Genomic DNA, 14,325 nt, shown 5'->3' with positions numbered 1-14,325 from the left:
GGGCTCCAGAAATGATCGTGTGTTGGCGGGACATCGCCTGGCTGTCACCGTGCGCCCACGAGAGACTCGCGTAAACGCCTTAGTGCACCGCTTCACAATCACTGATCGTGATCTTTGCCCATCGGAGGCAGGCGGCAGCAGCCATCGACAACTCGACCTGGTCACGGTACGCGCGGCTACGCCATCCGGTCAAACCGGCTCCGCGGTGGCCCTGCGACGGCCTTACCACGACCCACGCTGTACACAGCCTGTGGACAACAACTTGAACGACGCGGGTCGGCCTGACTACCGTGGCTGAACTCCGGTTCTTTTTCTTCCCGCCTGCCGGGCCTTACCCATCCCGTCCCGAGAACCACACATTCGTGGGACCAGCGAGAGAGCGTGCCTTGTGGCTGACGTACCTGCCGATCTTGCCGCAGTGTGGCCACGAGTGCTGGAACAGCTCCTCGGGGAGGGCCAGCAGGGCATCGAGCCGAAGGACAAGCAGTGGATCGAGCGCTGCCAGCCGCTCGCACTCGTCGCCGACACTGCGCTGCTCGCCGTACCCAACGAATGGGGCAAGCGTGTCCTGGAGGGCCGGCTCGCGCCGCTCATCAGCGAAACGCTCAGCCGGGAGTGCGGCCGCCCGATCCGGATCGCGATCACCGTCGACGACTCCGCGGGCGAACCGCCGAACCCGCCGGCACCCCCGATGCACCAGTCCCAGCAGCCGCAGCAGCACCGCTACCAGGGACCGCAGCACGACGAGCGGCAGCACAACGACGCGTACGAGGGTTACGGCCACCGGCCCACCGACGACGGCATGCCGACGGCCCGGCCGGCCTACCCCGACTACCAGCAGCAGCGCCCCGAGCCGGGCGCCTGGCCACGCACCCCTGAGGATCTTTCCTGGCAGCAGCCCCGGCTCGGCGGTTTCCAGGAACGCGACACGTCCGCGGAACAGTGGCGTGAGCAGCACGACTACCGTCCGCAACAGCCGCAGCACGACTACCGGTCGCAGCCGCCCGAGCGCCAGGGCTACGAGCAGCAGCGCCCCGAGCGCCACGACATGCCGGAGCCCCAGCACCGGCAGGGCGGTCCCGGCACCGGACGCCCCGGCGGCGTCACCGGGCCGATGGGCGCACAGCCCGCACCCGCACCGGGCCCCGGCGAGCCGCATGCCCGGCTGAACCCGAAGTACCTCTTCGACACCTTCGTCATCGGCGCGTCCAACCGGTTCGCGCACGCGGCTGCCGTCGCCGTCGCCGAGGCACCCGCGAAGGCGTACAACCCCCTCTTCATCTACGGGGAGTCAGGGCTCGGCAAGACCCATCTGCTGCATGCCATCGGGCACTACGCGCGCAGCCTCTACCCGGGCACCCGGGTGCGCTACGTGAGCTCCGAGGAGTTCACCAACGAGTTCATCAACTCGATCCGCGACGGCAAGGGCGACACCTTCCGCAAGCGGTACCGCGACGTGGACATCCTCCTGGTCGACGACATCCAGTTCCTGGCGAGCAAGGAGTCGACGCAGGAGGAGTTCTTCCACACCTTCAATACGCTCCACAACGCCAACAAGCAGATCGTGCTGTCCTCGGACCGGCCGCCCAAGCAGCTGGTCACCCTGGAGGACCGGCTGCGGAACCGCTTCGAGTGGGGGCTGACCACCGACGTGCAGCCGCCGGAGCTGGAGACGCGGATCGCGATCCTCCGCAAGAAGGCGGTGCAGGAGCAGCTCAACGCTCCGCCGGAGGTCCTGGAGTTCATCGCCTCCCGTATCTCGCGCAACATCCGCGAGCTGGAGGGCGCTCTGATCCGGGTGACGGCCTTCGCCAGCCTCAACCGGCAGCCGGTGGACCTCGGGCTGACCGAGATCGTGCTCAAGGACCTGATCCCGGGCGGCGAGGACTCGGCGCCGGAAATCACGGCATCGGCCATCATGGCGGCGACCGCGGACTACTTCGGTCTGACGGTGGAGGATCTCTGCGGATCCTCGCGCAGCCGGGTACTGGTGACAGCTCGCCAGATCGCGATGTACCTCTGCCGCGAGCTGACGGATCTCTCGCTGCCCAAGATCGGCGCGCAGTTCGGTGGTCGCGACCACACGACCGTGATGCACGCGGACCGCAAGATCCGTGCGCTGATGGCGGAGCGGCGCTCCATCTACAACCAGGTCACCGAACTCACCAACCGCATCAAGAACGGCTGACGCAGCGCCGGACGGCATCTGTCACGTTCTCTGTACGGCGCCTGACGGGCGCCCCGGACGGACTCTCACACAGTCCTCGGGGCGCCCTTCGTCGTTCCAGGACGCCCGCGAAGGTCTCCTGGGCTTCTCTCAGGAGGCTTCTGAGACCTCGCCACGGACCACTGCGCCGGCTCGACGGGCCTCATGAGCGCCTCCGAAGGGTGTCCGGAACAGGTCCGAGCCCTCTTCGGAAGGCTTCCGTGCGTCTCCGTCGCAACCCCGGTGTTCGAATACACGCCGCCGACCTGGGGTTCTCCACAGATCTGGGGAGAATTCCCCCTCCACAGCCTGGGGACCACGAAGTTGTCCATACTGCTTCCACAGGGGCGACAGCCGATACTTCATCAGGCCTGGTCAAGAGCCTGGGGATTTGTGGCCAACAGTGATCCACAGCCTGTGGACAGAATATTCGTCCACAAGGGGCATTCGATGTTGTCCACTGGCGGCCCACAGGCAGGGCCATGTTGTCCCCAGCTTCTCCACACCCCTGTCCACTGTTCGGCAACGCGACACCGCCTTTCACCGCACAGAGTGAAAGGCGTCACACCAAGGAGGCCGGTTGGGCTGTGGGGAACCTGGGTAAAGCTGGGGACAGCCCTGGGGAGAAACACCCCCACCCTGTGCATCGGGTGTGCAGAACTTTCGTGTGTCCACAGAAACACCGGGTTGTCCACCGGTGCCACCCACAGGGTCGGTGGACAAAAAATGGGGCCTGACCTGCGGAAACGACGTTATCCACGGTTTCCACAGCCCCTACTACTACTGCCACTTAGAGTTAGCTGGGAATCCGCTTCGAAGTGGGGCCTGTGCACAACTTGATGCCGGAGCTCCCCGAACCTCTTGTCGCGACTTGACCCCGAGCAGCACCGAGTGTCGGTGCCGTACGTCAGACTGGTCCCCGGCGTCCTCCTCCTGCCATCGGCGGAGTGACCCGACCAGACGACGAAGGCCAGCAGGGCGAGCGAGCAACAGCAGGAGGCGGTTCCGGTGAAGATCCGGGTGGAGCGCGATGTACTCGCGGAGGCGGTGGCCTGGGTGGCTCGCAGCCTTCCGGCCCGTCCGCCGGCGCCCGTTCTTGCGGGCCTTCTGCTGAAGGCTGAGGACGGGGCCCTCAGCTTCTCGAGCTTCGACTACGAGGTCTCGGCCCGGGTCTCGGTGGATGCCGAGGTCGAGGAGGACGGCACGGTGCTGGTCTCCGGCCGACTGCTCGCCGACATCTGCCGCGCCCTTCCCAACCGTCCGGTGGAGATTTCCACCGATGGTGTGCGGGCCACCGTGGTCTGCGGCTCCTCGCGATTCACACTCCACACCCTTCCTGTGGAGGAGTACCCGGCGCTGCCGCAGATGCCGACCGCGACGGGCACGGTCCCCGGCGAGGTCTTCGCCTCCGCGGCCGCCCAGGTCGCCATCGCGGCGGGCCGCGACGACACGCTGCCGGTCCTGACCGGCGTGCGGATCGAGATCGAGGGCGACACGGTCACCCTGGCCTCCACCGACCGCTACCGCTTCGCGGTCCGCGAGTTCCTGTGGAAGCCGGAGAACCCGGACGCCTCGGCCGTCGCCCTGGTGCCCGCCAAGACGCTGCTGGACACCGCCAAGGCGCTGACCAGCGGTGACACTGTGACTCTGGCCCTGTCCGGCTCGGGTGCCGGTGAGGGCCTCATCGGTTTCGAGGGCGCGGGCCGGCGAACCACCACGCGACTGCTCGAAGGCGACCTGCCGAAGTACCGGACGCTGTTCCCCACCGAGTTCAACTCGGTCGCGGTCATCGAGACCGCCCCGTTCGTCGAGGCCGTCAAGCGTGTGGCCCTCGTTGCCGAGCGGAACACCCCGGTGCGGCTCAGCTTCGAGCAGGGTGTGCTGATCCTGGAAGCCGGTTCCAGCGACGATGCACAGGCTGTGGAGCGTGTCGACGCCGTGCTGGACGGCGATGACATCTCGATCGCCTTCAACCCGACGTTCCTGCTCGACGGGCTGAGCGCGATCGACTCACCGGTCGCCCAGCTCTCGTTCACGACGTCCACCAAGCCCGCGCTGCTCAGCGGCCGGCCCGCGGTGGATGCCGAGGCGGATGACGCGTACAAGTACCTGATCATGCCGGTCCGCCTCTCCGGCTGATACGACCGCCGGTCCGTCACGGCAGATCTGACGGGCACGCTCAGCGCCGAGCATGCCCGTCGGCCTGTCCCCGGCCGGGCGTAGGCTCGGCTATTGGGTACGAATCGGCACAACGCTTAAGGAATCTCTGATGGAGCTCGGTCTCGTCGGCCTCGGCAAGATGGGCGGCAACATGCGCGAGCGCATCCGCCGCGCAGGCCACACCGTCCTGGGTTACGACCGCAATCCGGACGTCTCCGATGTCCACAGTCTCGAAGAGCTTGTGGGCAAGCTGAAGGGCCCGCGGGTCATCTGGGTGATGGTCCCGGCCGGTGCGGCGACGCAGTCCACGATCGACGAGCTGGCCGCGCTGCTGTCGCCCGGCGACATCGTCGTGGACGGCGGGAACTCCCGCTGGACCGACGACGAGAAGCACGCGGTCGAGCTGGGCATCAAGGGCATCGGTTTCGTCGACTGCGGTGTCTCCGGTGGCGTCTGGGGCCTGGAGAACGGCTACGCGCTGATGTACGGCGGCGACGCCGACCATGTGGCGAGGGTCCAGCCGATCTTCGACGCCCTGAAGCCGGAGGGCGACTTCGGTTCCGTCCACGCGGGCAAGGTCGGCGCCGGCCACTTCGCGAAGATGGTTCACAACGGCATCGAGTACGCCATGATGCAGGCCTACGCCGAGGGCTGGGAGCTGCTGGAGAAGGTCGACTCCGTCACCGATGTGCGCGAGGTCTTCCGCTCCTGGCAGGAGGGCACGGTCATCCGTTCCTGGCTGCTCGACCTGGCGGTCAACGCGCTGGACGACGACGAGCACCTCGAGAAGCTGCGTGGCTTCGCCGCCGACTCGGGTGAGGGCCGGTGGACGGTGGAGGCGGCGATCGACAACGCGGTGCCGCTGCCTGCGATCACCGCGTCGCTCTTCGCGCGATTCGCCTCGCGTCAGGACGACTCCCCGCAGATGAAGATGATCGCCGCGCTGCGCAACCAGTTCGGTGGCCACGCGGTCGAGAACAAGAAGTAACCGCAACGCAAGGCGGGCCGGACCAGCATCTCCGGCCCGCGCTACGGAGCACGGAGCAGGAAGCCGGGAAGGTCGGCGTACACCCCATGCATGTCACGCATCTCTCGCTGGCCGACTTCCGCTCGTACGCCCGGGTCGAGGTACCTCTCGATCCGGGCGTCACCGCGTTCGTGGGTGCCAACGGCCAGGGCAAGACGAATCTCGTCGAGGCCGTCGGCTACCTCGCGACGCTCGGCAGCCATCGTGTCTCCTCAGATGCGCCGCTGGTGCGGATGGGCGCGGACCGGGCTGTCATCCGGGCCGCTGTCGCGCAGGGCGAGCGCTCCCAGCTGATCGAGCTGGAGCTCAACCCGGGCAAGGCCAATCGTGCTCGGATCAACAGGTCGTCACAGGTCAGGCCGCGTGATGTGCTGGGGATCGTACGCACGGTGCTGTTCGCGCCGGAGGATCTGGCGCTGGTCAAGGGCGATCCCGGGGAGCGTCGGCGCTTTCTCGACGAGCTGATAACGGCCCGTTCGCCGCGGATGGCGGGGGTCCGCTCGGACTACGAAAGGGTGCTGAAGCAGCGCAACACTTTGCTGAAGTCCGCGGCGATGGCGCGTAGGCACGGTGGCCGGTCGATGGATCTGTCCACCCTCGATGTGTGGGACCAGCATCTGGGCCGGGTGGGCGCGGAGCTGCTGGCACAGCGGCTCGATCTGATCGCGACTCTGCAGCCGCTGGCGGACAAGGCGTACGCGGATGTCGCGCCCGGCGGTGGCCCCGTGACTTTGGAGTACCGCAGTTCGGTCGGTGCGGGGGTGGAGCCGGCCCGTACCCGGGACGAGCTGTACGAGCAGCTGATCGTCGCCCTCGCGGAGGTGCGTAAGCAGGAGATCGAGCGGGGCGTGACGCTGGTCGGCCCGCACCGTGACGATCTGCTGCTCGGGTTGCGCGGTATGCCCGCCAAGGGGTACGCGAGCCATGGCGAGTCCTGGTCGTACGCGTTGGCGCTGCGGCTGGCTTCGTACGATCTGCTGCGCAGCGAGGGCAATGAGCCGGTGCTCGTTCTGGACGATGTCTTTGCCGAGCTGGATGCGCGGCGTAGGGAGCGGTTGGCGGAGCTGGTGGCTCCGGGTGAGCAGGTGCTGGTGACGGCCGCGGTGGACGATGACGTTCCGGGTGTGCTGGCGGGTACGCGGTACACGGTGTCGGCGGGCGAGGTGGAGCGCGTATGAGCGGCTCCGGTGGTGCGGCGAAGGGCATGGGCGGTGCCGGCGGCTCGGGCTCGGAGGAACCGGCGCGCGAGGTGAAGCAGTCGGAGGCTTCGGGCGTCGATCTGGCGCGGGTGGCGTTGCGTGCGGCGAAGGAGCAGGCTCGGGCGCGGGGCGCTGCGGCCCAGCAGAAGAAGCAGGCCAGACGGGGCGGCGGGCTGCGTTCCGGAGCGCGGGCGGACGGCCGTGATCCGTTGCCGTTGGGTGCTGCGATCAATCGTCTGATCACCGAGCGTGGCTGGGAGACGCCTGCTGCGGTGGGTGGGGTGATGGGGCGCTGGCCGCAGATCGTCGGTGAGGATCTGGCAAATCATTGTGTGCCGTTGCGCTATGACGAGGACCCCGAGGAGCGGGTGCTCACGGTGCAGTGCGACTCGACGGCGTGGGCGACGCAGCTGCGGCTGCTGGCGCCGCAGCTGGTGGCGCGGCTGAACGCGGATCTGGGGCACGGCACAGTGAAGTTGATCAAGGTGTTGGGGCCGGGCGGTCCGCAGCACAGGTACGGTCCGCTGCGCGCGCCGGGGAGCACCGGTCCGGGCGACACGTACGGCTGACCTGGGCTTTCTCTTCATGTTCGGCCCTCTGCCGGGCTCCGGCGGCAACCGTTCCCGGTTCCGTCGAGGGTCGGCCGTGGCGGTGTGCTGCCTGGTCCGGCGAGGTGCCTTCGGGGTCCGGGGCATGTCGTTCCGTGGCGAGTGAAACCGTACGGATCGGGTGATGCGTCCCTCACCGTAGCGGGAGGTTGACAGGCCGAAGCGCTGAATGCCCGTGTGAGCCTCTTAGAGCCCCTTCCTGAATATGGGGAGTCGTCAGGCGCTCATCCAGGGCGGCACATGCGGACTCAGGTACCGGCAAACCCCCATTCATGTCGGCGCTACCGGTAGACTGGTGGACAATCCCGCATCTTCGCGGGAGTCGTCGATACAAGCCGAACGACGCAGCCGCTCCCGCCTGTCCGGAGAACGGCCTGTGCTGTGCCAGAAAGGGCGCTTCGTGGCCGATTCCGGCAACCCCAACGAGAACATTCCGTCCACACCCGGTGAGAGCGGCGGGGTATCTGCCTCGTACGACGCCAGCGCGATCACCGTCCTCGAGGGTTTGGACGCGGTCCGCAAGCGGCCTGGCATGTACATCGGCTCGACCGGTGAGCGTGGCCTGCATCACTTGGTGCAGGAAGTGGTCGACAACTCGGTCGACGAGGCCCTGGCCGGGCACGCGGACACGATCGACGTCACGATCCTCGCCGACGGCGGGGTTCGGGTGATCGACAACGGCCGTGGTATCCCGGTCGACATCGTGCCGTCGGAGAAGAAGCCGGCGGTCGAGGTCGTGCTGACCGTGCTGCACGCCGGCGGTAAGTTCGGCGGTGGCGGTTATGCCGTTTCCGGCGGTCTCCACGGTGTCGGTGTCTCCGTGGTGAACGCGCTGTCGTCGCGCGTGTCAGTCGAGGTCAGGCGGGATGGCTACCGCTGGACCCAGGATTACAAGCTCGGTGTGCCGACGGCGCCGCTGGCCCGTAACGAGGCCACCGATGAGTCGGGGACGACGGTCACCTTCTGGGCCGACGGGGACATCTTCGAGACCACCGAGTACTCCTTCGAGACTCTGGCGCGCCGCTTCCAGGAGATGGCGTTCCTCAACAAGGGTCTGACGATCAAGCTCACCGACGAGCGTGAGTCGGCGAAGGCGACGGCGGGTGCGGATGTCGCGGAGGCGGTCGAGATCGCCGAGGAGGAAGCGGCCCGCACGGTCACGTACCACTACGAGGGCGGCATCGTCGACTTCGTGAAGTACCTCAACTCCCGCAAGGGCGACGTCATTCACCAGTCGGTGATCGACATCGAGGCCGAGGACAAGGAGCGACTCCTCTCGGCCGAGATCGCGATGCAGTGGAACACGCAGTACAGCGAGGGTGTGTACTCCTTCGCGAACACGATCCACACGCATGAGGGCGGTACCCACGAGGAAGGCTTCCGTGCGGCGCTGACCACGCTGGTCAACAAGTACGCGCGGGACAAGAAGCTGCTGCGTGAGAAGGACGACAACCTCACCGGTGACGACATCCGTGAGGGTCTGACGGCGATCATCTCGGTGAAGCTGGGCGAGCCGCAGTTCGAGGGCCAGACGAAGACCAAGCTGGGCAACACGGAGGCGAAGACCTTCGTGCAGAAGGTCGTCCACGAGCACCTCACGGACTGGTTCGACCGGAACCCGAACGAGGCGGCGGACATCGTCCGCAAGGGCATCGCGGCGGCCACGGCCCGTGTCGCGGCCCGCAAGGCGCGCGATCTGACGCGTCGCAAGGGGCTCCTGGAGAGTGCCTCGCTGCCGGGCAAGCTGAGTGACTGCCAGTCCAACGACCCGACGAAGTGCGAGATCTTCATCGTCGAGGGTGACTCCGCCGGTGGTTCGGCGAAGTCCGGCCGTAACCCGATGTACCAGGCCATCCTGCCGATCCGCGGCAAGATCCTGAACGTCGAGAAGGCCCGGGTCGACAAGATCCTGCAGAACACCGAGGTCCAGGCGCTGATCTCGGCCTTCGGTACCGGAGTCCATGAGGACTTCGACATCGAGAAGCTCCGCTATCACAAGATCATTCTGATGGCGGACGCCGACGTCGACGGTCAGCACATCAACACCCTGCTGCTGACGTTCCTCTTCCGCTTCATGCGTCCGCTGGTCGAGGCCGGACACGTCTACCTCTCCCGCCCGCCGCTCTACAAGATCAAGTGGGGTCGGGACGACTTCGAGTACGCGTACTCGGACCGCGAGCGCGACGCCCTCGTCGAACTCGGCAAGCAGAACGGCAAGCGGATCAGGGAAGACTCGATCCAGCGCTTCAAGGGTCTCGGCGAGATGAACGCCGAGGAACTGCGCATCACCACGATGGACATCGACCACCGGGTGCTCGGCCAGGTCACGCTGGACGACGCGGCGCAGGCCGACGACCTCTTCTCGGTGCTGATGGGTGAGGACGTCGAGGCACGGCGCTCGTTCATCCAGCGCAACGCCAAGGACGTCCGCTTCCTCGACATCTGAGTCGGCCGTACCAGCAAGCCGCCGCTCGAAAGGACTTTGACCAGCAATGGCCGACGAGAACACCCCTGTGACGCCCGAAGAAGAACCCGCAGCCGCGGGTGTGGGAATGCGTGTCGAGCCCGTCGGGCTCGAGACGGAGATGCAGCGCTCCTACCTCGACTACGCGATGTCCGTCATCGTGTCGCGTGCGCTGCCCGACGTACGGGACGGTCTCAAGCCCGTCCACCGCCGCGTGCTGTACGCGATGTACGACGGCGGCTACCGGCCCGAGAAGGGCTTCTACAAGTGCGCCCGTGTCGTCGGTGACGTCATGGGTACGTACCACCCGCACGGTGACTCGTCGATCTACGACGCACTGGTGCGACTGGCGCAGCCGTGGTCGATGCGGATGCCGCTGGTGGACTCCAACGGCAACTTCGGTTCTCCGGGCAACGACCCGGCTGCCGCCATGCGGTACACCGAGTGCAAGATGATGCCGCTGTCCATGGAGATGGTCCGGGACATCGACGAGGAGACCGTCGACTTCCAGGACAACTACGACGGCCGTAATCAGGAGCCGACGGTCCTGCCGGCGCGCTTCCCGAACCTGTTGGTCAACGGTTCCGCGGGCATCGCGGTCGGTATGGCGACCAACATCCCGCCGCACAACCTGCGTGAGGTCGCGTCGGGTGCGCAGTGGTACCTGGAGCACCCGGAGGCCTCGCACGAGGAGCTGCTGGACGCCCTGATCGAGCGGATCAAGGGCCCGGACTTCCCGACCGGTGCGCTCGTGGTGGGCCGCAAGGGCATCGAGGAGGCGTACCGCACGGGCCGTGGTTCCATCACGATGCGCGCGGTCGTCGCGGTCGAGGAGATCCAGAACCGTCAGTGCCTGGTCGTCACGGAGCTTCCGTACCAGACCAACCCCGACAACCTCGCGCAGAAGATCGCCGACCTGGTCAAGGACGGCAAGGTCGGCGGGATCGCGGACGTCCGTGACGAGACGTCCTCGCGCACCGGTCAGCGTCTTGTGGTCGTGCTGAAGAGGGACGCGGTCGCCAAGGTCGTACTGAACAACCTGTACAAGCACACCGACCTGCAGACGAACTTCGGCGCGAACATGCTGGCCCTGGTCGACGGGGTGCCGCGCACGCTGTCGATCGACGCGTTCATCCGCCACTGGGTGACGCACCAGATCGAGGTCATCGTCCGGCGTACGAGGTTCCGCCTGCGTAAGGCGGAGGAGCGGGCGCACATCCTGCGCGGTCTGCTGAAGGCCCTCGACGCTATCGACGAGGTCATCGCCCTCATCCGGCGCAGCCAGACGGTCGAGATCGCGCGTGAGGGCCTGATGGGCCTCCTGGAGATCGACGAGATCCAGGCGAACGCGATCCTGGAGATGCAGCTGCGCCGACTGGCCGCGCTGGAGCACCAGAAGATCACGGCCGAGCACGACGAGCTCCAGGCGAAGATCAACGAGTACAACCAGATCCTGGCGTCGCCCGAGCGGCAGCGGCAGATCGTCAGCGAGGAGCTGGCGGCGATCGTCGACAAGTTCGGCGACGACCGACGCTCCAAGCTGGTGCCCTTCGACGGTGACATGTCCATCGAGGACCTGATCGCCGAGGAGGACATCGTCGTCACGATCTCGCGCGGCGGCTATGTGAAGCGCACGAAGACGGACGACTACCGCTCGCAGAAGCGCGGCGGCAAGGGCGTACGCGGCACGAAGCTCAAGGAAGACGACATCGTCGACCACTTCTTCGTGTCGACGACCCACCACTGGCTGCTGTTCTTCACCAACAAGGGCCGGGTCTACCGGGCCAAGGCGTACGAGCTTCCGGACGCCGGCCGTGATGCGCGCGGGCAGCATGTCGCCAACCTGCTGGCCTTCCAGCCGGACGAGCAGATCGCCGAGATCCTGGCGATCCGCGACTACGAGGCCGCGCCGTATCTGATCCTGGCCACCAAGGGCGGCCTGGTGAAGAAGACCGCGCTGAAGGACTACGACTCGCCGCGCTCGGGCGGTGTCATCGCGATCAACCTCCGTGAGACGGAGGACGGCAGCGACGACGAGCTGATCGGTGCGGAGCTGGTGTCGGCCGATGACGATCTGCTGCTCATCAGCAAGAAGGCCCAGTCGATCAGGTTCACTGCGACGGACGAAGCGCTGCGCCCGATGGGCCGCGCCACTTCGGGTGTCAAGGGGATGAGTTTCCGCGAGGGCGACGAACTGCTCTCGATGAATGTCGTCCGGCCAGGTACGTTCGTCTTCACTGCCACCGATGGCGGGTACGCGAAGCGGACCCCCGTCGACGAGTACCGCGTTCAGGGTCGCGGCGGCCTCGGTATCAAGGCCGCCAAGATCGTGGAAGACAGGGGCTCGCTGGTCGGCGCGCTGGTGGTCGAGGAGACGGATGAGATCCTTGCCATCACGCTCGGCGGTGGTGTGATTCGCACGCGAGTCAATGAAGTCAGGGAGACGGGCCGTGACACCATGGGCGTCCAACTGATCAATCTGGGCAAGCGCGATGCCGTCGTCGGTATCGCTCGTAACGCCGAGGCCGGCCGCGAGGCCGAAGAGGTCGACGGAGCCGATGACGCCGATGGCGAGACGGCTGAGACGACTGCCGAGGTGACGACAGCCGAGTCGACTGTCGAGGGCACTGTCGAAGGCACGTCGCCTTCGGCCGGGGAGCACGAGGAGTAGAGCGTGAGTGGAGCCACGGGCGCCGGTTCGGCCGCTTCCGGAGCTGGAGCGAACGGTGCCCGTGGCCCTGCCACGGACTCCCAAGGGGGCACTGTGACAGACACCCGGGGGCCTCAGCCCCAGTACGAGGGATACGCGACCGGGCCGTTGCCCGGTGAGCGCGAGCCCGCACCGGGGCAGGCAGGCGGGCCTTACCACCCGCCGCAGGCGTACCCCTCGCCCGCGGGCGGGACGCAGGGCGGCCGGCCCCAAGGAGCGCAGCAGCACGGCACACAGGGCGGTGGACAGGACGGCGGCGGTACTCAGGCGACCCGTCTGCCCCGGACGGGGGCGCGGACAACTCCGCGTATCCGTAAGGCGCGACTGCGGGTGGCGAAGGCCGACCCGTGGTCGGTGATGAAGGTCAGCTTCCTACTCTCCATCGCGCTCGGCATCTGCACGGTCGTGGCGGCCGCGGTGCTGTGGATGGTGATGGACGCCATGGGCGTCTTCTCCACCGTGGGCGGCACGATCAGCGAGGCGACCGGTTCCAACGAGAGCAACGGCTTCGATCTGCAGTCGTTCCTGTCGCTTCCGCGCGTTCTCGTCTTCACGTCGGTCATCGCGGTGATCGACGTGGTGCTGGCCACCGCGTTGGCGACGCTGGGCGCCTTCATCTACAACTTGTCGGCGGGCTTCGTGGGCGGCGTGGAGCTCACGCTGGCCGAGGACGAGTAGGGCTTCGGGTATCGATTTTGGGACTGGCCCCGACGTGCGCTAATCTTCAGAAGTCAGCGCACAGCGCGGCGGGGCTATAGCTCAGTTGGTTAGAGCGCATCCCTGATAAGGATGAGGCCACAGGTTCAAATCCTGTTAGCCCCACCAGTACAAAGACCTCCAATCGATCATGGTTGGGGGTCTTTGACATCTCCGGCTGACATCAGCCGATGAGTAGGTCTGTCAGCAGTCCCGAGTGCAGTGGCTTCGACCGCTGTGCCGAGGCTCACACCATAGGGCCGGCGGGGGCGCCATGACTGATCGCGGTTGGTCCGACGGCAGCGATGACGAAGACCCCTTCGAACGCGGGAAGCCGGATTGGGCGTTTGTGCGGTGGATCCTTCTCGCGGGGTTCGTGATCTGCGTGATCGGCGTGGCGTGGTTCAGCTGGGCCTTCGCTCAGCGGAACCCTTAGCCCTCTCGCCGGTCATGGCTGGGTGCTTGCGATTGTCGGCGGATATCAGCCGATGGCCGTGCGGGGCGGTGCGACGTCGCGAGGGCGCGTGCGGCGGGTCGTAGGTGGCGCGCTGTACGCGCGGGTGTGTGCGTGGCGGTTGTATGTGGCGCCGTACTGCGCGGCGGTTGGCGCGTGGCGGTGTACGGGCCGGGGTGCGGCGGGAGGTTGCACCCGGCGCCTGGCTCTTTCCGACAGGTGCGCGGGCGCACGAAAAGGCCCCCGCCCGGTGTGAACCGGACCAGGGGCCCTGTGTGTCAGGTGCGCCGCTCTCAGGGCGGAAGAAGTGAGGCCTTCCCCGCCGGGGCGCCGTGAGCGATGCGGGCGGCACCTGTGGTGCCTGTGGCGCCCAGGGTGTTCCTCGTGTCCACGGTCAGGTTTCTGGTGGCCGGTGACGAGCCGTGCGCCTCGGCGCGGATGCGCTGCTTCATCGTGGGTGGCAGCGCCCTGTCACGCGGAAGGGTCCATCGCACCGACGGAGTGGTCGCGGTTGCGGGGGCAGCAGCCGTGTGCTCCTGGTTCGTGGCCGTCGGCTGCTGCGCGTTCGCGGCGGGGGCACTGATGAGCCCCATCGACGCGAGGAGCGCGAAGAAGGCGGTGATGAAGGCGGTCCAGATGCTCTTGACCTTGAAGGTGCTCATGGCCCCTCGCTTTCGGGTGGTCCGGTTTGCTTACCTTTCTGATGATGTGGATCCGGCTCGCGATTTCAGGGATCGACGCCGGGGATCCGCCGATCTTCAGATGAACACCACTCGTATGGTTCAACCGGGCTGGACGGGT

Annotated in this window: 9 protein-coding genes and 1 tRNA gene; 9 read left to right on the top strand and 1 reads right to left on the bottom strand. The window is 66.9% G+C overall.

Going from position 1 to position 14,325, the window contains the following annotated elements:
* Positions 1–388 precede the first annotated feature (388 nt).
* The 9 genes from dnaA (at position 389) to OG963_RS23280 (ending at position 13,199) form a co-directional block, all read left to right on the top strand.
* A complete protein-coding gene (gene dnaA / locus OG963_RS23320; RefSeq protein ID WP_093773832.1) occupies positions 389–2,188 on the top strand; it encodes a chromosomal replication initiator protein DnaA in 1,800 nt (599 codons plus the stop codon).
* A 1,026-nt stretch (positions 2,189–3,214) separates the two neighbouring features.
* A complete protein-coding gene (dnaN, locus tag OG963_RS23315) occupies positions 3,215–4,345 on the top strand; it encodes a DNA polymerase III subunit beta (RefSeq protein WP_030930479.1) in 1,131 nt (376 codons plus the stop codon).
* Positions 4,346–4,475: 130 nt separating this feature from the next.
* Complete coding sequence (gene gnd / locus OG963_RS23310) at positions 4,476–5,354, top strand: phosphogluconate dehydrogenase (NAD(+)-dependent, decarboxylating) (protein WP_093773830.1); 879 nt, start codon at positions 4,476–4,478, stop codon at positions 5,352–5,354.
* An 86-nt stretch (positions 5,355–5,440) separates the two neighbouring features.
* The gene (recF, locus tag OG963_RS23305; protein ID WP_030930476.1) at positions 5,441–6,571 is read left to right on the top strand and encodes a DNA replication/repair protein RecF; all 1,131 of its coding nucleotides are present in this window, start codon (positions 5,441–5,443) and stop codon (positions 6,569–6,571) included.
* Positions 6,568–7,161, top strand: a complete 594-nt coding sequence (locus OG963_RS23300) for a DUF721 domain-containing protein (protein ID WP_093931442.1) — start codon at positions 6,568–6,570, stop codon at positions 7,159–7,161. Before recF ends, OG963_RS23300 begins: the two co-directional genes overlap by 4 nt.
* 415 nt (positions 7,162–7,576) lie before the next feature.
* Positions 7,577–9,646: a DNA topoisomerase (ATP-hydrolyzing) subunit B gene (gene gyrB, locus OG963_RS23295; RefSeq protein WP_093773826.1), complete on the top strand. Its 2,070-nt coding sequence runs from the start codon at positions 7,577–7,579 to the stop codon at positions 9,644–9,646.
* A gap of 46 nt (positions 9,647–9,692) precedes the next feature.
* Entirely contained in the window at positions 9,693–12,335 is a 2,643-nt protein-coding gene (gyrA, locus tag OG963_RS23290) for a DNA gyrase subunit A (protein WP_093773824.1), read from the top strand.
* A 93-nt stretch (positions 12,336–12,428) separates the two neighbouring features.
* Positions 12,429–13,052, top strand: coding sequence for a DUF3566 domain-containing protein (locus tag OG963_RS23285; RefSeq protein ID WP_371799407.1), 624 nt, complete (start codon positions 12,429–12,431; stop codon positions 13,050–13,052).
* A gap of 70 nt (positions 13,053–13,122) precedes the next feature.
* A tRNA-Ile gene (locus OG963_RS23280) sits at positions 13,123–13,199 on the top strand.
* A 618-nt stretch (positions 13,200–13,817) separates the two neighbouring features.
* Here the strand turns inward: OG963_RS23280 and OG963_RS23275 are convergent.
* A complete protein-coding gene (locus tag OG963_RS23275; protein ID WP_030930466.1) occupies positions 13,818–14,186 on the bottom strand; it encodes a DUF6344 domain-containing protein in 369 nt (122 codons plus the stop codon).
* Between the last annotated feature and the right edge of the window lie 139 nt (positions 14,187–14,325).

Origin of the sequence: Streptomyces sp. NBC_01707 (genome assembly GCF_041438805.1) — a bacterium.
Classification (GTDB): domain Bacteria; phylum Actinomycetota; class Actinomycetes; order Streptomycetales; family Streptomycetaceae; genus Streptomyces.
Note: the sequence above shows the minus strand (reverse complement) of the source record. Positions and strands in the feature narration are given on the sequence as shown.

Coding starts and splice junctions, on each gene's coding strand:
- gnd (WP_093773830.1), top strand. CDS start 4,476: ATGGAGCTCGGTCTCGTCGGCCTCGGCAAGATGGGCGGCAACATGCGC.
- recF (WP_030930476.1), top strand. CDS start 5,441: ATGCATGTCACGCATCTCTCGCTGGCCGACTTCCGCTCGTACGCCCGG.
- OG963_RS23300 (WP_093931442.1), top strand. CDS start 6,568: ATGAGCGGCTCCGGTGGTGCGGCGAAGGGCATGGGCGGTGCCGGCGGC.
- gyrA (WP_093773824.1), top strand. CDS start 9,693: ATGGCCGACGAGAACACCCCTGTGACGCCCGAAGAAGAACCCGCAGCC.
- OG963_RS23275 (WP_030930466.1), bottom strand. CDS start 14,186: ATGAGCACCTTCAAGGTCAAGAGCATCTGGACCGCCTTCATCACCGCC.